The sequence below is a fragment of the Arthrobacter sp. efr-133-TYG-118 genome, from assembly GCF_030209755.1.
In the GTDB taxonomy this organism is placed as follows: Bacteria; Actinomycetota; Actinomycetes; order Actinomycetales; family Micrococcaceae; genus Arthrobacter.
This window is the reverse complement of record NZ_JARVRH010000020.1, coordinates 1-19,471: the sequence shown is the minus strand read 5'-3', so window position 1 is coordinate 19,471 and position 19,471 is coordinate 1. Positions and strand designations below refer to the sequence as shown.

The following is a 19,471-nucleotide window of genomic DNA, read 5'->3' as shown; positions in this document are numbered from 1 at the left end:
CCTCAGTTTTCCGAGCCAACGACGGCGGCGCCCGCCGCCGCGCCCAAGCCCGCCGCCGCGCCCAAGGCCGCCAGCGCGCCAGCATCCCCGTAACGGCTCACTGGACGATCCAAGCCCAGCAATTCCCGGAACGTGCCGCCCTGGGCAACAGGCTTAAGCGCCCCGCGGCGCCGAAGCTCGGGCAGCACCAACTGCGCCAGCTCCTCGAGCTCTACGTCCAGCACCGCTGGATGCAGCCGAATGCCGTCGGCCACCACAAGCAGCTCCGCCAGGAAATCAACGAGCTCCGCGGCCGTGCCGACGAAGCGCGCTCGGGAACTGGGCCACGGAGTAAACGCGTCCAGTTCGGCGAGCCGCCCGGAGGCGCTTTGCCCGCGCGCGTCAAGGACGACGTCGAGCTCCGCCACTACAGCGGCGCCGCCCGCAAGGGCCGGGCCGGCCCCAACAACGGCGCCGCCCCCAGCAATAGCCCGATGTACCTCCGCCACTTCCGCGGCGAGCAGTGAAGGCGTCGGAGCGGACACCAGCACCACATCGACGTCCGAAGGAAGCAAGCCGGCCTGCGCAACCACGGGCAACTGCCCCTGCAGCGGACGCGGAATGATCGAGGGTCCCTTCACGGAATATCCGGGCCCTGGGAAATCCGCTGGCGTCTCGAAGTCAACGTAATGGAGTTTGTCGACGTCAAGGTACCGCCCGGTGGCCACGTCGCGGATCACGGCCCCGTCCTCCCAGGAATCCCAGAGCCGCCGGCTCACTTCCACCGACGCCGCGGCCTTCTGCGCCAACGCGGCACCTTCAGCAAAAGAGCGCCCGACGGCGGCAGCCTCCTCCGCGGAGCCGCTCGCCGCGACGAGCCAACCGGCCCGTCCGCCCGAGACATAGTCAAGGCTCGCGAGCTGCGTCGAAACGTGGAAGGGCTCGGTGTAAACCGTGTCGACTTCGGGGACCAGCACAATCGAACTTGTCACGGGCCCGGCGAAGGCGGCCCGCTGCAAGGCGTTCAGACGGCCGGCGATGTCACGTCCAGAACTCACCCGCCCATCGGCGAACGTCGCCACATGGAACCCCGCCGACTCCGCCGCCAAGACTGTGCTCCGGATCCGCGCACCGTTCAGCAACTCATCCGGGGCATGCCGGGCTTTGCGCCAGGCAGCTGGGTGGGCGCCGTCGCCGTCGAGCTCCAAGGCCAAGAATCCGGGTCGGCCTGGACGAGGGTTGCCGCTCATTGCTGTTCCTGCCTTTCGTAAGGGATCTGTTCGCCGGCTTCGATGGCCACGCTCAACCGGTTCTCGGCGGGCGGCAGCGGGCAGGTGGCGAGGTCCGTGTAGGCGCACGGCAGGTTGACCGCACGGTTGAAATCAAGCACCACGGAGCCGTCTGCATCCGGGACAACGATGAGCGAACGGTTGGCAGCGTAGGTGGTCTTGCCCGAGGTCGCATCCGTGAACAACACCGAGAGCGTGCCCGGAGCATGTCCATTGAAGGCCGTCAGAACCAAGTCCTGGCCCGCGAGCGTGAAATGGAGCTCGCCCGGCGCTTCGTAGACGTGCTGGATGCCCTCAACGGCGGCGCCTACCGTGGTGGGACGTGGAGACTCGAACGGCACGAACGTACCGTTCACGGCGAACGAAGCATCGGGCGCGTATGCCGGTGTGCCGCGATAATCATTGAGCAGCGCGTTCCCGGGGTGCCGCGGCCGGACGATGTACTCGCCGCCGCGCTTGGCGAGTTCGACGACGGCGTCCCCCGCCTTGAGGTTGATGCCGTCGCGTTCGGCGATCGGGCCGAAAACGACGGTGGTCCCGACGCCGTCTGGGTTGAGTTCGTGGCCGTCCCGAAGCAGGCTTTCGCCCGCCCCCAAAACCACGGTGACGACGTCGTTCTCCACGCTCCACGTGCCCGGCACCCCGTCCAGGGGAGCAGCTGCGCCGCCAGGCCGATGCGAATGCCCAAGCCAATGCAGGTGGGTGACGGCGAGGAATCCGTGCGGATCGGCGCGGTGGCGCTCGTGCGCGGCGTGCCATTCCTGCCACGCGGCGGTGAAGGCCGCGGTGGTGGGGGCAGCCGTTTCAGTGGGCGTAGGCATGATTCCTCCTGTAGCTTGCGTGGTCTGCGGTGACGGTTCCGGCTGCGTCCGGTGACGCGGCCCCGGCGAATTCCGGACGCCCGCCGAAGGGATCCGCAACTTCCCACAACGTGGTGGGCGCGGCGGCGCGGACGGCCGGGATGACTTCGAGCGCGAACCGCTCAAGGATCTCCAGTTGCTGTTCGAAAGGCAGCGTGGTGGGTAAGGAAATGGACTGCAGATCATGGCCGTAGAGCGAGTGGTAGCTCAGGATCTTGTCGATGACCTGCTCCGGGCTGCCCACCAGCGCAGGACCTTCAGCCACGGCGTGGTCGATGTCCCGGAACGGCGAATTGTTGCCCGGGACGTTACGTCCAATCGTGAGGGCCTCGTAGACCGGTCCGAACTGGCGCTTGGCTTCCTGCGTGGTGTCCGCGATGAAGACGCCGCCTGCGCCGGAACCCGAGCCGAGGTACTGGTGGCGCGGATCGTGACCGTGGCGTTCGTATTCCTCGCGGTAGTGGTCGATCAGGACCTTGTAGTTCTCCCGAGGCTGGATGGCGTTGGCGGTGAAAAGCGGGTCGCCCCATTGGGCGGCGAGGGCGGCGGAGGTCAGGGTTGTAGCCGAGCCGTGCCAAATCCGCGGCGAACCTGCAAACGGTCGCGGCGTCGTCGTGGTCGCTTCGGTCAATGCGGGCCGGAAACGGCCGGACCACGTGACGTTATCCTCCCGCCACAGCCGCCGCAACAGTCCATATTTTTCGGCAAGCAGCTCCCACTGGTCATCGAGCGAAAGCCCGAACAGAGGGTACTGCAGCACTTCGTTGCCTTTGCCGATCACGACTTCGAGGCGGCCCCGGCTCAATTGGTCGATCGTGGCATAGTCTTCGGCCACCCGCACGGGATCGAGAACGGACAAAACGGTGACGCCGGTCTGGAGCCTGATGCGGCTGGTGACGGCCGCGATCGCGGCGAGGACCGTCGTCGGGGACGAAGAGATGAACTCTCCCGCGTGCCGCTCCCCCAGCGCGAAACTGTCAAAACCCAGCTCCTCGGCCCGGCGGGCAGTCTCCACCACCTGGTTGAGCCGCTCCGCCGTCGAGACAATTTCCCCGGTTACCGGGTTCTTCAGGTGCGGAATGATATCGAGTACTTGGAACTTCACTGTGTTTTCCCTGTCTGGGCACTCCCGAAGTTGGCCTCGGTCACGGTTTTGGATTCCGGCAGGGCTTCCTCGGTCAGCCCCCAGCGATCCAGGACCTTGCCGTAGGAACCGTCCTTGATGGCCGAATTCAGTGCACCCGTGATGGCCGGCGCCAGGCCGTTGCCTTTGAGGGTGGTAGCTGCGACGAGGGTCTCGGAGGGCCAGCCGGCATTGACTTTGCCCACCACTTTCAGGTCGTTCCGGGTATTTTCCCGGTAGGACACGGACGGGTAGGGCCCGATGTTCAAGTCTGTCCGGCCGGAGGAGAGCGCCAGGATGGTGTCGGCGTCGGAGGAGTAGTACTGCAGGGTTGCCGGAGCCTTGCCGCGGGACTCAAGGTCCTTGTTCCAGGCAAGGAGGATCTTCTCCTGGTTGGTTCCCGAACCCACCGAGACCTTCAGCCCGGAGATGTCATCCGCGCCCTTGATGTTGTACGTCGACGACTTCTTGGCCTCGAAGCCCATGTAGGCGGCGCGGTATGTGGAGAAGTCGAACAGTTTCACCCGGTCCTTGTTGATGCCGACATTCGAGAACACGGCTTCGAAATCCCCCGACTGCGTCTTGAGCGGCCAGTTCTCCCAGGAGGTGACCTGCACGTCCAGCGCGAGCCCCAGCTTGTCGGCCACGAGCTGGGCGATGTCCACCTCGACGCCGATCGGGGTCTTGTCATCCGTGGCGTGGAAGGACAGCGGGATGGATCCGGCCGTTGTGGCAACCGTCAGTTTGCCGTCCTTGCCGATCTCAGCGGGAACCGCGGCTGCCGCGGTGGGATCCTTCTGCGCCCGGATGCGGTTCTGCTCGGGCGAGGTGTTGTAGACGACGCCATTGCGGGCATTACTCGCGGACGGGCTGGCACCAGCAGCGGACGCGCCGGGGTCGGAGCAAGCGGCGAGCGCCGGGATTACGACGGCGGGCAGCATTGCGAGCGCCAGAAGCCTGGTTTTGATGCGTGGCATTTAGGAATTCCTCAAATGTTGAAAGCTGGTTCGATGACCTTGGAGAAAAAGCTCCGCGTCCGGGGTTCACGGGGATTCGCGAAGATCTCCCGGGGAATGCCGTGCTCCACGATCTGGCCTTCGTCCATGAAGACGACGGTGTCTGCAACGTCGCGGGCGAAGCCCATTTCGTGCGTGACGATGATCAACGTGGTGCCCGAGGTGGCGAGTTCGCGGATGACGTCCAGAACCTCGTTGACCAGCTCCGGATCCAGCGCCGAGGTCGGTTCGTCGAAGAGCAGGATCTTGGGGTCAAGGGCCAGCGCCCGTGCGATGGCAACGCGCTGTTGCTGGCCGCCGGACAATTGCCGTGGATAGGCATCGGCCCGGTCCTTGAGGCCCACGCGGTCCAGGAGTTCCAGCGCACGCTTGCGCGCTTCGGCTTTGTTCCGGTGGAGCGCGACGACGGGTGCTTCGGTCACGTTTTCCAGTGCGGTGAGGTGCGGGAACAGGTTGAAGTTCTGGAACACCATGCCGATGTCCGTGCGCTGCTTGAGGATGTCCTTCTCGCGCAATTCGTGTAGCCTGTTTCCCCGGACCTGATAGCCCACCAATTGGCCATCGATGGTGATGTACCCGCCGTCCACCTTTTCCAAGTGGTTGATGGTCCGCAGGAGGGTTGATTTCCCCGAGCCGGAGGGCCCCACGATCACTGCGACTCCGCCGGGCGGCACCGTCAGGGACACACCTTTGAGGACTTCCGTGGCCCCAAAGGACTTGCGGACGTTGGTGATTTCCACGTGGCCGCGGGTTGCAGCGGCGGCGGGCGGCGCCGTCGTCGGGCTTTCGGCGGTACTCATCGGGCATCCTTCGCTCGGTCAAGGTTCACGGCTGCGTGGGTGGAAAAGAACTTCCTTGCCTTCTGCAACGGAGTGAGCGGCAGGTTGCGAACCGCGCCCTTCGAGTAATGGCGCTCGATGTAGTACTGGAAGACACTCAGGACCGAGGTAATCGCCACATACCAGAGGGTCGCCACCAGGAGCAGCGGAAGGACCTGCTGGGTGCGGTTATAGATGACCTGCACCGTGTAGAAGAGCTCAGAGTAGGCAAGGACGTAGACGATCGATGTTCCCTTGACCAGGCCGATGATCTCGTTGAAAGCGGTGGGCAGGATGGCCCGCATGGCCTGCGGCAAGACGATCCTGGTGGAGCGTCGCCATGCCGGAATGCCCAGGGCCGCGGCTGCCTCGAGCTGGCCCTGGTCCACCGAGAGGATGCCACCGCGGATGATTTCCGCCGAGTACGCCGCCTGGTTGAGGGTCAGGCCCAGGACGGCCGCCGCGAATTGGCTGATGAGCGTGGTGGTCTGGACCTCGAAGAAGCGGATATCCGTGAAGGGGAGACCCAAGCTGATTTTCTCGTACAGGTAGCCCAGGTTGTACCAAAGCAGCATCTGCACCAACAACGGCGTGGAGCGGAAGATCCAGGAGAACGTCCAGGACACCGAGACCAGGAGCGGCGAGGCCGAGAGCCTCATGAGCGCCAGGATAAAGCCGAGGACAAAGCCAAGCGCGCCGGAGATGGCTGTCAGCTTGAGTGTCTCCACGAGGCCGTTCACCACGGACTGCGCGGTAAACCATTGCGCCACCACGCCCCATTCCCATCGCGGGTTCGTCGCCAGGGACCAGGCCACTGCGACGACGCCAAGCGCCACCAGCACGGTGCCTACCCAGCGCCATGGTTGCCTGGCCGGGACCAGTTTGTAGCCGGAGTAGTCGGCTGCGGGCAGGGCGGCGGCACTGTGGGCTGCGGCACTGTGGGCTGCGGCACTGTGGGCAGCGTCCGCCGTCCGGCCTTCTGCGGCGGCGCTGTGTTCCAAAAAGGCGCCGGGCGCCGGTTCCGGTGCAGATTGCTGTGCGGACTGCGCCACTGTGGTTGCTGCTGAACTCATGCGCCACCTCGCTTCGTATCGCTTGTTTATCGGATGGCTGCCAATCTAGGGGCGCGTTCGAAGCGGCTGCAAGGCGGATTTTTGTACTTCTTCATGGGGGTTCATGGCGCTTCGCGCGGCTTCACGCGGAGCCATATGAGTCCGTTCTTTGCGCTTGTTGAAGCACCGTGACGCGTCGTGAACGGCCGTTACCAGCGCCTCGACCAAGGCCCCGCCACGTCCCTAGGCTCGGGTACCACCAGCCACCGCCAACAGGAGTTGCCATGCCGTCCTTCGCCCCCACCATCGTGTTCATCGGCGGTGGTCCGCGCTCAGCCGGCATCCTCGAACGGCTCGCGGCCAACAAGCACGGCCTCTTCGACGGCCCGCTCTCCATCCACGTCGTCGAGCCGTACGAACCCGGTTCCGGGAGGATCTGGCGCTATGACCAGAGCCCGGGACTCCTGCTCAACTCCACGGCAGCGGACGTCACGATGTTCACCGACAGTTCCGTGGCCTGCGACGGTCCCTCCGTGGACGGTCCGGGCCTAGCCGCATGGGCGGCCGGCGTGCGGGAAGGTTCCATCCGCGACGTCCCGCAGTTGGAGCCCCACCTCCTTGAGCAGCTCCACGCACTGACGCCGGACTCGTTTCCCAGCCGCCAACTCCAGAGCAGATACCTCGAGTGGTTCTTCCGCAGGGCCGTCGCGGCACTCAGCCCGGACGTCACGGTGACGGTCCACCGGGACACGGCCACCGCCGTCGAACATCTTGCTCCAGGGCCCGACGGCGGTGCGAAATACCGCGTGCGGCTAGCCTCGGACGAGGCACTGGAAGCGGAACTCGTGGTGTACTCCCTTGGCCATACAGACTCCCGGGCCGATCCGGAATCAGCGCGGCTTGCCGATTTCGCCGCCCGCCACGGCGGGTTCCACGCGTCGCCGTCGTACACCACCGACGTCGATTATTCGGCGATCGCACCCGGTCAGGACGTACTGGTTTCGGGCATGGGTCTGGCATTCGTGGACCTTCTGGTGCTCTTGTTCGAGGGCCGCGGGGGCGTCTTCGAAGACAGGCCCGACGGCGGCCTGGAGTATGTGCCGTCCGGCGCCGAGCCGCGGCTCTGGGCAGGCTCCCGGCGCGGAGTCCCCTACCACTCCAAGATCTCGTCGACCCTGCGAGGGGAACCCGGCGGCGCCCCACGGTACTTCACTGCCGCCGCCGTGGAATCGCTGCTCGCCGTTCACGAGGAGCTGGATTTCCGGACCCAGCTATGGCCACTCATCGCGAAGGACGCCGGCTACGCCTATTACCGCGAGCTCTTCACAGGCTATCCGGCACGGGTCCACGGCGGCTGGGAAGAGTTTTCGGCGTGCTTGGATGCCCTGGATTGGTACAGCCGCGAACGCGAAGACCTCGTGGCCGCGGCCATCCCGGACCCGAGCCTCCGGCTCGATCTCGAGGCCCTGGACCGACCGTTCAGCGGCTGCGCCTTCGCGGACCATGCCGCCGTGCAAAGATCCGTGGTGGGCTACACCGAACGCGACCTCAAGCTCCGCACGAACCCGGACCATTCGGAAACCTTGGCCTTGTTCACGGCCCTGCTCCGCGTCTACATGGAACTCGGCCGGCTGGTCCCGCAGGAGCGGCTGAATTCGCGCTCCCAACAAGCGGTGCACGGTTGGTGGCAGGGCTTCTTCAGCTTCGTGGATTCCGGGCCGCCGCCCCATCGGCTGCGCGAAATCCTCGCCCTGCACCGGGCCGGGTTGCTGCAGTTCCTCGGCCCGGGCATGTGGGTGCGTCCGGACGAAGCCAGCGGCCGATTCGTGGCCGGTTCCTTCCAATCGCCCGTGGTGGTGGACGCGGCGGCGTACATCGAGGCCCGGTTGCCGTCGCCGTCGGTGACGCGATCGGCCAACCCCGCGCTGGCGGACCTGCACGACGCCGGATGGGGCACCGAACAGTCACTCCTCACCTCGGACGGCCCACATTCCACCGGTAAGCTGTTGGTCTCGAGTTCGCACGAAGTCCTGGCTCCCGACGGCGGACGGCAGGCGGGCCTCTTCGCCGTCGGACCCTGGACCTCGGGGTGGGGCGCGGGTGCGTTCGCGCGGCCCGGCACGAACGCTGCACCGTTCCGGGAGAACGACGCCTTGGCCCGTCGCCTCCTGGCCGAACTGTCCGCCCCTCACCCACGCACCAGCCACCCAAGTGACTCGCAGTTGTTGTCGTTTTGACGCCTCATAACGACAACAAATGCGAGTCAGTTGGGCACATTCACGAAAGGCATGACATGACAACAACGCCAACCCTGCCGTCGTCGGGCCTTTCCGTCCTGACGTTGCCGATGCGCGATCCACGCGTCAAGCCCCTCCTGGACGAACTCGCCGTCGAATACACCACGCGCTACGGGGACCTCTTTGGCAGCGGTGGCGCAGCCGAGGAGCTCAACAGGTACCCGGCCGGCGAGTTTGCCGCACCCCACGGCGCCCTGCTCATCCTGCAGGAGAACGGCGAAACCGTCGCCGGCGGCGCATTCCGGCGCTACGACCCCGGCACGGCGGAGCTCAAGCGGATCTGGACGCATTCGGCGCACCGCCGTCGTGGGCTGGCCCGCGTGGTCCTCGCGGAACTGGAGGCCGAGGCTTCCCGACGCGGCTACCGACGGATCTACCTCACCACCGGTCCGCGGCAACCCGAAGCCAAGAACCTGTACCTGGCCACTGGCTACACCCCACTGTTCGACCTCGACGCGGATCCGGAAGAGATCAAGCACCTGGCGTTCACGAAGGACTTGGCGCCCATCGAGGCGTGAGATCTCGGCCCTTTCGTGCGCTCAAAGGGGCGAGATCTCACCCCTCGATTGCTACCCCACAGCCTGGCGCGCCGCGGCCTCGATCCGGGCCCGGTGATCGGCCCATTCTTCGGGGCTTCGCTGTGACAAATTCAGGTCCCCGGGGCCTTTCCCTGCCGAACCGTCGATAAGCTCACGAAGTATGTCGGCATGACCCAAGTGCTGGGCCGTCTCGACGCACATGTGCACCAGGATCTGATGGAGCGTCACATGTCGGCGTTCTTCCGGCCACCACGGCACTTCCCCGCGAGCGTCGAGTGGGAGCGACTCGATGGTTGCATCGCTGTGCTCGGCCGAGAACCGGTGCAGTCCGATGATCTCGTCCCTGCTCTCTTCCGGGGGAACCCACAGGTCCGCGTCGGCTTCGGCATCGTCGGCGAACCACGGTAAGTCCCGGCCGCTGGGCCGGCCAAAGACTTCCCCGAAGTACCCCAGCTCCACGCTGGCCACATGCTTGACCAATCCCAGGAGATTGGTGCCGGTGGGGGTCATGGGCCGGCGGACGTCGTACTCGTCGAGTCCGTCAAGCTTGGCGAGGAGCTCGCCGCGACGGGCGCGCAGGTATTTGAGCAGAATCCCTTTGTCATCCATCCGGGCACTATACCGTTGCCGTCGCGAGTGTGTACCGTCTGTGCATGGCGAAACTGATCTACGCAGGGATCATGTCCCTGGACGGCTACACCGCCGATGCCGACGGGAAATTCGATTGGAGCATGCCGGACGAAGAAGTGCACACCTTCGTCAACGACTTGGAGCGGCCCATCGGCACGAACCTCTATGGCAGGCGAATGTACGAGGTCATGTCCGCATGGGAGGACATGTCCCTTTCCGAGGAACCACCGGTCATGCGGGACTACGCGGAGATCTGGCGTGCCGCGGACAAGATCGTGTATTCCACAAGCTTGGAAAGTCCGTCCACCGCAAAGACACGCCTTGAGCGGGAGTTCGACGCCGGAGCCATCCGCGCGCTGAAAGAGTCGTCCGAGCAGGATATGTCCATTGGTGGCACGGTCCTAGCAGCCCAAGCCATCAAGGCCGGACTGGTGGACGAGTTCTGTCTCTTCCTCACGCCGGTGGTCGTCGGAGGCGGCAAACAATTCCTCCCCGACGGCGTGGGCCTGGCCCTTGAGCTGTTGGATGAACATCGCTTTGGCAACGGCGTCGTCTACCTCAGGTACGCCAAGCGGGCATAAGCAGTCAGGCAAATTCTTCGGCCAAACCGCGGCCCTGCACCACTAGGCTATGCGCATGGCCAAGAAATCCACAGCTGAAAAAATCGCTACGATCCAGCAGGGATACACCCTCGATGGCGCCACGATCGAGCTAGGTGCCGCCATCGTCGACGGTGAAGTCCACAAAGAAGCGCAAGTCCGGTTGCCACTGTCCATGATGAACCGGCACGGCTTGGTGGCCGGGGCCACGGGCACCGGCAAGACCGTCACCCTGCACATGATGGCAGAACAGCTCTCCACCGCCGGGGTCCCCGTCTTCCTGGCGGACATCAAAGGAGACCTTTCAGGACTCGCCACCGCCGCGACGGCCACCGAAAAACTCACGGCGCGCACCGCGAGCCTCGGCCAACAGTGGGTGGGCAAGGCTTTTCCAGTCGAGTTTCTCTCGCTGGGCGGCGATGGCAACGGCGTTCCCGTCCGCGCAACGATCACCTCGTTCGGCCCGATTCTGCTTTCACGCATCATGGAGCTCAACGACACCCAGGAATCCAGCCTGCAGCTGATCTTCCACTTCGCCGACCAGAGAAAACTGGAACTGATCGACCTCAAAGACCTGCGGGCAGTCATCCAGTTCCTGACCTCGGACGAGGGCAAGGCTGAACTCGAGGACCTCGGCGGACTATCCAAGGCCACGGCCGGCGTCATCCTGCGCGAGCTCGTGAATCTCGAGGCCCAAGGCATGGAGAAGTTCTTTGGCGAGCCGGAATTCGATACCGCGGAACTTCTCCGCACGGCCCCGGACAGCCGCGGCGTGATCAGTTGCCTCGAATTGCCGACGCTCCAGACCAAACCCATGCTGTTCTCGACGTTCCTCATGTGGCTGCTTGCGGACCTGTTCGAAAACCTGCCCGAGGCGGGAGACCTGGACAAGCCCAAGCTGGTGTTCTTCCTCGACGAAGCCCATTTGCTCTTCACCGGCGCATCCAAGGCCTTCCTCGAAGCCATCACCACCACGGTACGGCTCATCCGGTCCAAGGGGGTCGGGATATTCTTCGTCACCCAGACACCCAAGGATGTTCCTGTCGCCGTCCTCGGCCAGCTTGCCAACCGGGTCCAGCACGCCCTGCGCGCGTTCACCCCGGAGGACGCCAAAGCGCTCAAGGCCACCGTGTCCACGTTCCCGGTGAGCGACTACGACCTTGAGGAAACCCTCACCTCGGCCGGTATCGGCGAAGCGGTCATCACCGTCATGAACGAAAGGGGTGCGCCCACGCCCGTGGCGCTCACGAAGCTGCGTGCTCCGGAATCCGTGATGGGACCCAGCACGGACGAGCTGATCGGCAGCACCATCGCAGCTTCCCCGCTGCTGCCGAAGTACGGCACGGCCGTGGACAATATTTCGGCCTACGAGAAACTCAGCGGCAAAGCGACCGCACCCGCCACGGGAGAGGCAGCGCCAGGTCAGCCTCCGGTACCTGCCTCCCTTGACCTCCGTGCCGTGGATGCCGACGCCCGCCGGATCGAGGAAGAGATCCTTGGCCGTCCCAGCAACCGTCCACTGCCAGGCTCCGCCCCCGTAGAGTGGCCGCCCGCTTCGCCGGCGAATGCACCGGCACCCGCACCGCAGCAAGACCGGATGATGGGCGATCTCGCAGGCGTCCTAGGCGGTGCGCTCGGCGGCGGGATCAAGAGCATGGCACGGTCCTTCGGCACGCAACTCGGCCGGGAACTGCTCCGCGGAGTGTTCGGAACCTCATCGCGCCGGCGCCGCTAGAGCGGAGCTGCCGCCCGCCGTCGGGCCCCTCCCCCAAAGCAGGTTCAGTCGTCACGTGAGGGAAGGGATGACGAGGTATTGCCGAACCGGCGGGTAACGTAAAGGGCGTGCAGTTGAGTCAAGCGTTGGTCAAGACCGCGGCCGGGTGGCTGCTCGGTCTGATGCTTGCCGTGGCCGCTGCGATCGTTTCCGTCAACCTGGTGAGCAACTCCATCGCCAGCCCGCAGCAGCAAGTGCGCGATTACCTTTCGGCCCTCCAGAAGGGCCATGGCGGGGAAGCCCTCGGGCTCCTGCACGCGTCCGTGCCCAACGCCAATGCCGCCATGCTGGACGGTACCGCCCTGCAGACGGCGGCGTCGAAAATCACCGATGTCAAACTCGGCAACGCCGAATCCCGTGGCGGCAACCGGGTGACGGTCCCCATGGATTATCAGATCGACGGCAAGGCGCTGCACTCGGACTTCCTGCTTGAACGGACGGGCACCGAGTGGCTGTTCTTCGGCAAGTGGTCCTTCGTGCCGTCATCCTTGCCGACGATCGAGGTCACCGTGGTGAACGCCAACGAGGCGACGCTGAACGGCGTCCCGGTGAACTTGCCCAATGGCCGCAACAGCTTTGCCGTGTTTTATCCGGGCCAGTACGAAGCCAGCCTCACCGGCAAATATTTCTCGGCGCCGACTACCAGCACGTCGGTGACCACAGGAGCCCTACCTCAGGCACCCCTCAACCTTCTGACCAAGCCCACGGACGCCATGATCAAGGTGGTGAGCGACAAGGTCAAGGAATTCCTGGACACCTGCGCCGCTGACGCCACCAAGCAGCAAAAGCTCCAGCCCGACTGCCCGTTCTACCACGTGACCAACAGCCGGGTGGTGGATGGCACCATCAAATGGCAGATCACGGAGTATCCCAAGGTCAGCATCGACCCCTTTAACGGAGAGTGGGTCGTGGCGCCCCTCAACGGCAAAGCCAAGGTAACAGCCCGGGAAATCGACCTCTTCAGCGGGCTCGTCGGCGACCTCAGCGCCGTTCACGACTTCAGCTTCACCACGCGTCTGGACATAGGGGCGGACACCATCACGGTCACCCCGCTGGTGAGCTTCTAGGCTGCGCCTTTGTTAACGGCCCTGCGTCACGCGGCAAAAGCCGCGCCAACCCCGGCCTAGTCCATCCCGCGCAGGTCAAGCACCAGTTCGGAGTCCCCGTCGGCCTGCAGGACCACGGGGATGCCCCAGTCTTGCTGGTAGAGGTGGCACGCGGCGTGATCGGGGATTTCTCCGTCCTCGGTCTCCGGGCCATCACACGCAGCCGCCCGGGCCGTAATGTGGAGGATCCCCTCAGGCACGTCCGCGGACAGCTCGAGGGTCCGCAGCAGCCCCACGGACGTACCACCACCCGAAAGCAGCAGCTCGGGCGGGGTCGAGGAGATCTTGAGCTGCGTAGGGTCGCCCCAGCGGTCGTCGAGCTTCTGGCCGGTAGGGGCCGTGAAGCGCACGGTGAGCTCCAGGTTCCCTGGCGCCACGGGGCTCTTGGGCCGCTGCGTTTGCGATGCCCCCTCGTCCACCTGTTGGGCTTCCTTGGGGATGGGAACCAGGACCAGTTGGTGCTTGTTGGATTCGACCACCACCAACAGCGGTTCGCCGCCTTCCGGGTAGACCACGACGACGTCGCTCGGCTCGGCGAGCCCCCGTGCCAGGGTGGAAACCGTCTTGGTCGCGGGATCGTAGCGCCGCACGGCACCGTTGTAGGTGTCTGCGATGGCGACGGAGCCATCAGGGAGCACTGTGACACCCAGGGGGTGCTGCAGGCGAGCTGCGGTGGCCTCGCCGTCCCGGAAGCCGAAATCGAACAGGCCCTTGCCCACGGCCGACTCAACGAGCACACCGGTTTCGCCGAGGACCAGGCGCCGCAACGCAGAGGTCTCGGAGTCGGCCACCCAGATGTTGTCTTCCGCATCCACGGCCAGGCCGGAAGGCTGGGCGAACCAGGCTTCCTCGGCGGCTCCGTTAAGCAAACCTTCAAGGCCCGAGCCTGCCAGGATGGATACCTCACCGCTGAGAGGCTCGAAGGCGAAGATCTGGTGCGTGCCGGCCATCGCGATGACAACGCGCTGCAGCTTCTCGCTCCACACCACGTCCCACGGCGAGGACAGGGAGACCCCGGTCCCAACACCCAGTACCCCGACGTCGATCGCGTCGGCCGCGAAGTCAGCCGGACCGGCGTCGTGGTGTTCAGCCCAAACACCGGCGCCGCTTTCCGTCACCCGGGCAGGGCCGGCGTCGAGCAGTCGCTGTACGCCGTTGCCAGCAACGGTCTGCACATAGCCCGAGCTGAGCGTCACGCCGCGGAGGCGGTGGTTCACGGTGTCCGCGACCACTGCTTCGTAACCGAGCTGCCAAGCCAGCGACGCCGGGAGTACCGCCACGCCCTGCGGCTCGTTGAACTGGGCAATTTCCGCCGCGCCGTCCAGGTAACCCTTGGTTCCGGAGCCGATGACGCGCTCCACGGTCTCTAGGTCCGGTCGCAGTTCCACCAAACGGTGGTGGCCGGAATCGACGACCAAGTAGTTGCCGTTGTCCAGCTGGGTCGCCTTGCCGGGGAAGCGCAGGGTGCCCGACGTCGGGACGGGAGCCACGTAGGGGCCGTCGCCGCGGTGGAGGGTCCCCTTGGCTTCGTGCTCGGCCACGAGCTCCTCGAGGAGCACCGCAAGGCCGTCTGCGTGGCCTTCGCCGGAAAGGTGCGCCACGATGTAGCCCTCGGGGTCCACAACCACCAGTGTCGGCCAGGCGCGGGCCGTGTAGGCCTTCCACGTGGCGAGCTCGGGGTCGTCCAGGACGGGGTGGTGGATCTCGTAGCGCTCCACGGCGGATGCGAGGGCCACGGGATCGGCTTCGTGCTCGAACTTGGGCGAGTGCACGCCGACCGTCACCAGTACGTCGGAGTATTTTTCCTCGAGCGGGCGCAGCTCATCCAGGACATGCAGGCAGTTGATGCAGCAGAACGTCCAGAAGTCCAGCAGCACGATCTTGCCGCGCAGCGCTTCCAGGTCCAGGGTCTTCCCGCCGGTGTTGAGCCAGCCACGGCCCACCAGTTCAGAGGCGCGGACACGCAGTTGGGTGCGTACGGATTCGCTCATCAGCGTCCTTCCAGGTTGGTCTTGCTTTCGGGCTGCTTGACGTCCCGATCAATCAGTTTCGCATCGCGGTCTGCAAGCCGCGCAAACATATCGTTGTAAGCATTAAGGTCGGCGTCGTTATTCCTGTCGGCCGCCCGGTCGGTGCGTTTGGTCTCCCGCTCATCCGAGCGCGACCACATGACCGCGACGCCGATGGCCACCAGCAAGGTGGGAACTTCGCCGATTCCCCAGGCCACGGCACCGCCTGTCTGCTGGTCGAGCAAGGCCGATTGTCCCCAGGTCCGGCCGAGATTGCCGAAGTAGTCGGCGGCCAGCAGCCCGGTGCCTCCCATGATGGACACGCCGAAGAATGCGTGGAAGCCCATCGTGGCGAGCAAGAGGAGCAAACGCATCGGGTAGGGCGCCCGTCGGGGCAACGGGTCGGTGCCGATCATGGTGAGGACAAAGATGTAGCCGGTCAGCAGGAAGTGCAGGTTCATCAGTTCATGGCCCACGTGCTCACGCATCGCCCAGCCGAACGCGTCCGAGAAGTAGAACAGGACGATCGAGCCGGCAAAGTTCGCGGCGGCAAACAGCGGGTGCGTCACCACTTGGGAGAACTTCGAGTGCACAAACACCAGGAGCCATTCGCGCAGGCCACGGGAGCCGTCCCCGCGCGATCCTTCGCCGCGTGACGGCAGGGCCCGCAATGCCAACGTGACCGGCGAACCCAGGACAAGGAACAGCGGGGCCACCATCGTCAATGCCATGTGGTCCACCATGTGCGCGGAGAACAGTATGCGGCCGTAGACCGACGGCGGTCCGGACGTGATGTAGGTCAGGACCACCAGGCCGATCATCCAGTTAGCGGCACGGAACCATGACCAGGAGTCACCGCGGCGGCGGACCTTGACCACGCCGAGGATGTAGCTCGCCGCGCCGAAGAGGGCCACAGCCACCCAAAGCCAGTCGAAGCGCCACTCGGTCAACCAGCGCGCGGGCGTCAGTTCGGGCGGCAGCTCGTAACCGGACAGGATAAAGGCCGGCGAGGCGTCCGGCGCGTAAGTGGTGGGCAGCGGCGGTGCCGAACTGGCCAGCGCGACGGCGAGTCCCGACGTCGCGCCCATCACCAGGAGTTCAACCAACACCAGCTGCCATAGCACGCGACGCGTAGTCATGGACTTGCGGCCCAACTGCGGAATCACCCACTGGCGGTGCATGAAACCAATGCCACCGAGGACAACAGTGGCCAGCGCCTTCGCCAGGATGATCTGCCCATAGGGGGTGCCGACCAAAGCCGAAAAGCTTGTGACGCGAATGCTCGCGTTGACGACGCCCGAGGCGAAGACCAGCACGAAGGCAAAGCCTGCCAGAGGGGAGAACCGGCGGAGCGTCTGCTCTGTAATGTCCTTGGTGCCTGTTGCCTTGGAACCCCGTAGGAGGCTCGACAGGACAGCAAGCATGATGATGCCGCCCACCCAAGTGGACACGCCCACCAAGTGAAGGCCGAGCGAATTGATGGCACCCTCATGGTCGCTGGAACTCGCGGAGTGGCCGATCAGCGCGCTCGGCACCAGTCCGCCCAGGGCCAGGACGAGCGTCATCGCGAGTCCCGCCAACGAGCGGACGCCGAACAACGCCGTCGTGACAATCGCCGCGATGATCGTCACCGCGAGCCACGCCTGGCCCGTCTGGATATCCGTCATGAAATAGACGAGGGAAGCAGTGAACTGCGCGTCCCCGGAGAGGCTCTGCCCGGCCACATCCGCGTACGTCAGCACAAGGACCGCGACGGCGGAGAGCGTCCAGGCGGCGCCTGCTGCTGCCGCTACAGCCAAGGCGCGGGTGAATGCGGGGTGTTCAGGGGCATCGTCGCCCCTGGACCGGGATACGTGCTTGGGAAGGATAACGACGGCGAAGATCAGTCCGCCGATCACAGTCGCCAAGGACACGTTGTGAATCGCTTTGGCGACGGGCAGCCCCCAGCGGACCAAGGCGCCTGGATCAGAGACCTGTCGCGCGGCCGAGGCGCCTGAGAAGATCAGGGCGCCCGCGAGAGCCAGGAGGAGCGCAGCGAAGCCCGCCAGCTGCCACGGCAAGGAGATGCCTTCCATGGCAGCGCCTGCCTTGGTTCCCGGCTTGGAAGCGGGCGAAGGGGCAGTGGCGGGAGTTTTGGCTGATGGCACCTATCCATTGTCCGCTAACGTCGGCGGCGCGGCGAATCGGGCGGATTAAAGCAGAAAGGCGGCAACCCGCAGGTTGCCGCCTTTCCTAGGCGTTCGCCGAAGTGTCTTACTTCTTGGCGACAGCTGCCTTCAGCTTGGAGCCGGCGGTCAGCTTGACGCTGTGGCCAGCGGCGATCTGGATGGTCTCGCCGGTCTGCGGGTTGCGGCCCGTGCGGGCTGCGCGGTCGGTGCGCTCGATGGCGAGCCAGCCCGGAATGGTGATCTTCTCGCCAGCGGCGACGGAAGTCTCGAAAACTTCGAACAGGGCATCGAGCACGGAGTTGACTGCAGCCTGGCTGGTGCCAGCCTTGCCAGCAACCTCGGAAACCAGTTCGCTACGGTTCTTAGCCATTTGTGTCCTCCTGGACTTTACGATTTTGGAGCTCACACACGGCATGCGTGCGAGCCACTGTTCGAAAACTTACCAGCTTGGGAGGGCGCGGCCAGCAAATTCCGCGTGTTTCCGCGCTTTTTTGACCAAATTCACCCTATTTCGGGCGCTTTTGGGGGTCAATTCCGCCGCGGGCGAACTCCCCGACCCCCGGACGCCCGCTCACATATGGGCGGGTGCGGGCCGGACGCCCGCTCACATATGGCGGGTCCGGGCGGGTCGCGCGCTCACATATAGCCGGTCCCGGCCGGACGCCCGCTCACATATAGCGGGTCCGGGCGGGACGCCCGCTCACATATGCCGGGCTTTCCCCGGACGCCCGCTCATTTCTGCTGAGGGCGGGTGGAGGCCTGGGGTCCGGTCCGGCTCATAGGTGAGCGGGGTCGGCCCGCAACCCTTCATACGTGAGCCGGGATCCGTGGAAACCGGCACATACGTGAGCGGGCGTCCGCCGACAACCGTTGATAGGTGAGCCGGGGCGTGTTGGGGGTGGTTAAATGGGTCAGGCCCCGACATGGTGTGTCGGGGCCTGGCCGTTAATGGTTGTCCGGCGGTGTCCTACTCTCCCACACCCTCCCGGGTGCAGTACCATCGGCGCTGTGGGTCTTAGCTTCCGGGTTCGGAATGGGACCGGGCGTTTCCCCCACGCTATGACCGCCGTAACCCTGTTACCCGTCCCCGCACGGGTGCGGGGTGGGAAGACTGTGGTTACAACTGTGGTGTTGTTATTCAGTTGTTGGTTCCTGGGCGAACAAACCGGTGCCGGGTTGTTGTTCGGGAACCACATAGTGGACGCAAGCAGTGATCGTGTTTGTGTGGTGTAAGTTGTCGGCCTATTAGTACCGGTCAGCTTCAACAGTCTTTAGTCCTGTCTTCCACATCCGGCCTATCAACCCAGTGGTCTGGCTGGGGGCCTCTCACACACGAGGTGTTTGGAAATCTCATCTTGAAGCGAGCTTCCCGCTTAGATGCTTTCAGCGGTTATCCCATCCGAACGTAGCTAATCAGCGGTGCACTTGGCAGTACAACTGACACACCAGAGGTTCGTCCGTCCCGGTCCTCTCGTACTAAGGACAGCCCTTCTCAAATTTCCTGCGCGCGCAGCGGATAGGGACCGAACTGTCTCACGACGTTCTAAACCCAGCTCGCGTACCGCTTTAATGGGCGAACAGCCCAACCCTTGGGACCTACTCCAGCCCCAGGATGCGACGAGCCGACATCGAGGTGCCAAACCATGCCGTCGATATGGACTCTTGGGCAAGATCAGCCTGTTATCCCCGAGGTACCTTTTATCCGTTGAGCGACGGCCATTCCACAATGTACCGCCGGATCACTAGTCCCGACTTTCGTCCCTGCTTGAGATGTCTCTCTCACAGTCAAGCTCCCTTGTGCACTTACACTCGACACCTGATTGCCAACCAGGCTGAGGGAACCTTTGGGCGCCTCCGTTACTTTTTAGGAGGCAACCGCCCCAGTTAAACTACCCATCAGGCACTGTCCCTGACCCGGATCACGGGCCGAAGTTAGATGTCCAAAGTGACCAGAGTGGTATTTCAACGATGACTCCACCCGAACTGGCGTCCGGGCTTCAACGTCTCCCACCTATCCTACACAAGCCACTCCGAACACCAATACCAAACTATAGTAAAGGTCTCGGGGTCTTTCCGTCCTGCTGCGCGTAACGAGCATCTTTACTCGTACTGCAATTTCGCCGAGTTTATGGTTGAGACAGCGGGGAAGTCGTTACTCCATTCGTGCAGGTCGGAACTTACCCGACAAGGAATTTCGCTACCTTAGGATGGT

The 19,471-nt window shown here is 64.6% G+C and carries 15 protein-coding genes and 2 rRNA genes; 5 read left to right on the top strand and 12 right to left on the bottom strand.

The window, feature by feature from the left end:
• Positions 1-2: 2 nt before the first annotated feature.
• Genes QRN59_RS16145 through QRN59_RS16120 form a run of 6 tightly spaced genes read right to left on the bottom strand, consistent with a single transcriptional unit; the run spans position 3 to position 6,158 of the window.
• The gene (locus tag QRN59_RS16145; RefSeq protein WP_284983509.1) at positions 3-1,229 is read right to left on the bottom strand and encodes an LLM class flavin-dependent oxidoreductase; all 1,227 of its coding nucleotides are present in this window, start codon (positions 1,227-1,229) and stop codon (positions 3-5) included.
• A complete protein-coding gene (locus tag QRN59_RS16140; protein WP_284983508.1) occupies positions 1,226-2,089 on the bottom strand; it encodes a DUF1684 domain-containing protein in 864 nt (287 codons plus the stop codon). Before QRN59_RS16140 ends, QRN59_RS16145 begins: the two co-directional genes overlap by 4 nt.
• Positions 2,073-3,233: an LLM class flavin-dependent oxidoreductase gene (locus QRN59_RS16135; protein ID WP_284983507.1), complete on the bottom strand. Its 1,161-nt coding sequence runs from the start codon at positions 3,231-3,233 to the stop codon at positions 2,073-2,075. Before QRN59_RS16135 ends, QRN59_RS16140 begins: the two co-directional genes overlap by 17 nt.
• A complete protein-coding gene (locus tag QRN59_RS16130) occupies positions 3,230-4,228 on the bottom strand; it encodes an ABC transporter substrate-binding protein (RefSeq protein ID WP_284983506.1) in 999 nt (332 codons plus the stop codon). Before QRN59_RS16130 ends, QRN59_RS16135 begins: the two co-directional genes overlap by 4 nt.
• An 11-nt stretch (positions 4,229-4,239) precedes the next feature.
• Entirely contained in the window at positions 4,240-5,067 is an 828-nt protein-coding gene (locus QRN59_RS16125; protein ID WP_284983505.1) for an amino acid ABC transporter ATP-binding protein, read from the bottom strand.
• Complete coding sequence (locus QRN59_RS16120) at positions 5,064-6,158, bottom strand: amino acid ABC transporter permease (RefSeq protein ID WP_284983504.1); 1,095 nt, start codon at positions 6,156-6,158, stop codon at positions 5,064-5,066. Before QRN59_RS16120 ends, QRN59_RS16125 begins: the two co-directional genes overlap by 4 nt.
• A 263-nt stretch (positions 6,159-6,421) precedes the next feature.
• Between QRN59_RS16120 and QRN59_RS16115 the strand changes: the two genes are divergently transcribed.
• Together QRN59_RS16115 and QRN59_RS16110 are read left to right on the top strand one after the other, a co-directional pair.
• Positions 6,422-8,374 (top strand): FAD/NAD(P)-binding protein, encoded by a 1,953-nt coding sequence (locus QRN59_RS16115; RefSeq protein WP_284983503.1) that lies wholly within the window; start codon positions 6,422-6,424, stop codon positions 8,372-8,374.
• A gap of 56 nt (positions 8,375-8,430) precedes the next feature.
• A complete protein-coding gene (locus tag QRN59_RS16110; protein ID WP_284983502.1) occupies positions 8,431-8,952 on the top strand; it encodes a GNAT family N-acetyltransferase in 522 nt (173 codons plus the stop codon).
• A 51-nt stretch (positions 8,953-9,003) separates the two neighbouring features.
• On the opposite strand, the gene QRN59_RS16105 is transcribed toward QRN59_RS16110, so the two are convergent.
• Positions 9,004-9,582 (bottom strand): DinB family protein, encoded by a 579-nt coding sequence (locus QRN59_RS16105; protein ID WP_284983501.1) that lies wholly within the window; start codon positions 9,580-9,582, stop codon positions 9,004-9,006.
• Between the two features lie 44 nt (positions 9,583-9,626).
• Here QRN59_RS16105 and QRN59_RS16100 point away from each other — a divergent pair, with 44 nt between their 5' ends.
• The 3 genes from QRN59_RS16100 to QRN59_RS16090 all read left to right on the top strand — a co-directional run bounded on the left by QRN59_RS16100 (position 9,627) and on the right by QRN59_RS16090 (position 13,043).
• The gene (locus tag QRN59_RS16100) at positions 9,627-10,184 is read left to right on the top strand and encodes a dihydrofolate reductase family protein (protein ID WP_284983500.1); all 558 of its coding nucleotides are present in this window, start codon (positions 9,627-9,629) and stop codon (positions 10,182-10,184) included.
• Between the two features lie 55 nt (positions 10,185-10,239).
• Positions 10,240-11,937 (top strand): helicase HerA-like domain-containing protein, encoded by a 1,698-nt coding sequence (locus QRN59_RS16095; RefSeq protein ID WP_284983499.1) that lies wholly within the window; start codon positions 10,240-10,242, stop codon positions 11,935-11,937.
• Positions 11,938-12,050: 113 nt separating this feature from the next.
• Positions 12,051-13,043 carry a hypothetical protein gene (locus QRN59_RS16090; RefSeq protein WP_284983620.1) on the top strand — a complete coding sequence of 331 codons (993 nt, stop codon included), beginning with the start codon at positions 12,051-12,053 and terminating at the stop codon, positions 13,041-13,043.
• A gap of 56 nt (positions 13,044-13,099) precedes the next feature.
• Here QRN59_RS16090 and QRN59_RS16085 read toward each other — a convergent pair whose 3' ends face one another.
• The 5 genes from QRN59_RS16085 to QRN59_RS16065 form a co-directional block, all read right to left on the bottom strand.
• Positions 13,100-15,073 carry an NHL domain-containing thioredoxin family protein gene (locus tag QRN59_RS16085; RefSeq protein ID WP_284983498.1) on the bottom strand — a complete coding sequence of 658 codons (1,974 nt, stop codon included), beginning with the start codon at positions 15,071-15,073 and terminating at the stop codon, positions 13,100-13,102.
• On the bottom strand, positions 15,073-17,238 hold the full coding sequence (locus QRN59_RS16080) for a bifunctional copper resistance protein CopD/cytochrome c oxidase assembly protein (protein WP_284983497.1): 2,166 nt from the start codon (positions 17,236-17,238) through the stop codon (positions 15,073-15,075). The genes QRN59_RS16085 and QRN59_RS16080 overlap by 1 nt, the downstream gene beginning before the upstream one ends.
• Before the next feature lie 106 nt (positions 17,239-17,344).
• Positions 17,345-17,629, bottom strand: a complete 285-nt coding sequence (locus QRN59_RS16075) for an HU family DNA-binding protein (RefSeq protein ID WP_184739845.1) — start codon at positions 17,627-17,629, stop codon at positions 17,345-17,347.
• Between the two features lie 584 nt (positions 17,630-18,213).
• A 5S ribosomal RNA gene (gene rrf / locus QRN59_RS16070) occupies positions 18,214-18,330 on the bottom strand.
• A 153-nt stretch (positions 18,331-18,483) separates the two neighbouring features.
• Positions 18,484-19,471: ribosomal RNA gene (locus QRN59_RS16065) — 23S ribosomal RNA — on the bottom strand; the annotation flags it as partial.

Excerpts from the sequence above, each read along its gene's own strand:
- QRN59_RS16145 (WP_284983509.1), bottom strand. The coding sequence starts at position 1,229 with ATGAGCGGCAACCCTCGTCCAGGCCGACCCGGATTCTTGGCCTTGGAG.
- QRN59_RS16140 (WP_284983508.1), bottom strand. The coding sequence starts at position 2,089 with ATGCCTACGCCCACTGAAACGGCTGCCCCCACCACCGCGGCCTTCACC.
- QRN59_RS16130 (WP_284983506.1), bottom strand. The coding sequence starts at position 4,228 with ATGCCACGCATCAAAACCAGGCTTCTGGCGCTCGCAATGCTGCCCGCC.
- QRN59_RS16125 (WP_284983505.1), bottom strand. The coding sequence starts at position 5,067 with ATGAGTACCGCCGAAAGCCCGACGACGGCGCCGCCCGCCGCCGCTGCA.
- QRN59_RS16120 (WP_284983504.1), bottom strand. The coding sequence starts at position 6,158 with ATGAGTTCAGCAGCAACCACAGTGGCGCAGTCCGCACAGCAATCTGCA.
- QRN59_RS16115 (WP_284983503.1), top strand. The coding sequence starts at position 6,422 with ATGCCGTCCTTCGCCCCCACCATCGTGTTCATCGGCGGTGGTCCGCGC.
- QRN59_RS16110 (WP_284983502.1), top strand. The coding sequence starts at position 8,431 with ATGACAACAACGCCAACCCTGCCGTCGTCGGGCCTTTCCGTCCTGACG.
- QRN59_RS16105 (WP_284983501.1), bottom strand. The coding sequence starts at position 9,582 with ATGGATGACAAAGGGATTCTGCTCAAATACCTGCGCGCCCGTCGCGGC.
- QRN59_RS16100 (WP_284983500.1), top strand. The coding sequence starts at position 9,627 with ATGGCGAAACTGATCTACGCAGGGATCATGTCCCTGGACGGCTACACC.
- QRN59_RS16095 (WP_284983499.1), top strand. The coding sequence starts at position 10,240 with ATGGCCAAGAAATCCACAGCTGAAAAAATCGCTACGATCCAGCAGGGA.
- QRN59_RS16085 (WP_284983498.1), bottom strand. The coding sequence starts at position 15,073 with ATGAGCGAATCCGTACGCACCCAACTGCGTGTCCGCGCCTCTGAACTG.
- QRN59_RS16075 (WP_184739845.1), bottom strand. The coding sequence starts at position 17,629 with ATGGCTAAGAACCGTAGCGAACTGGTTTCCGAGGTTGCTGGCAAGGCT.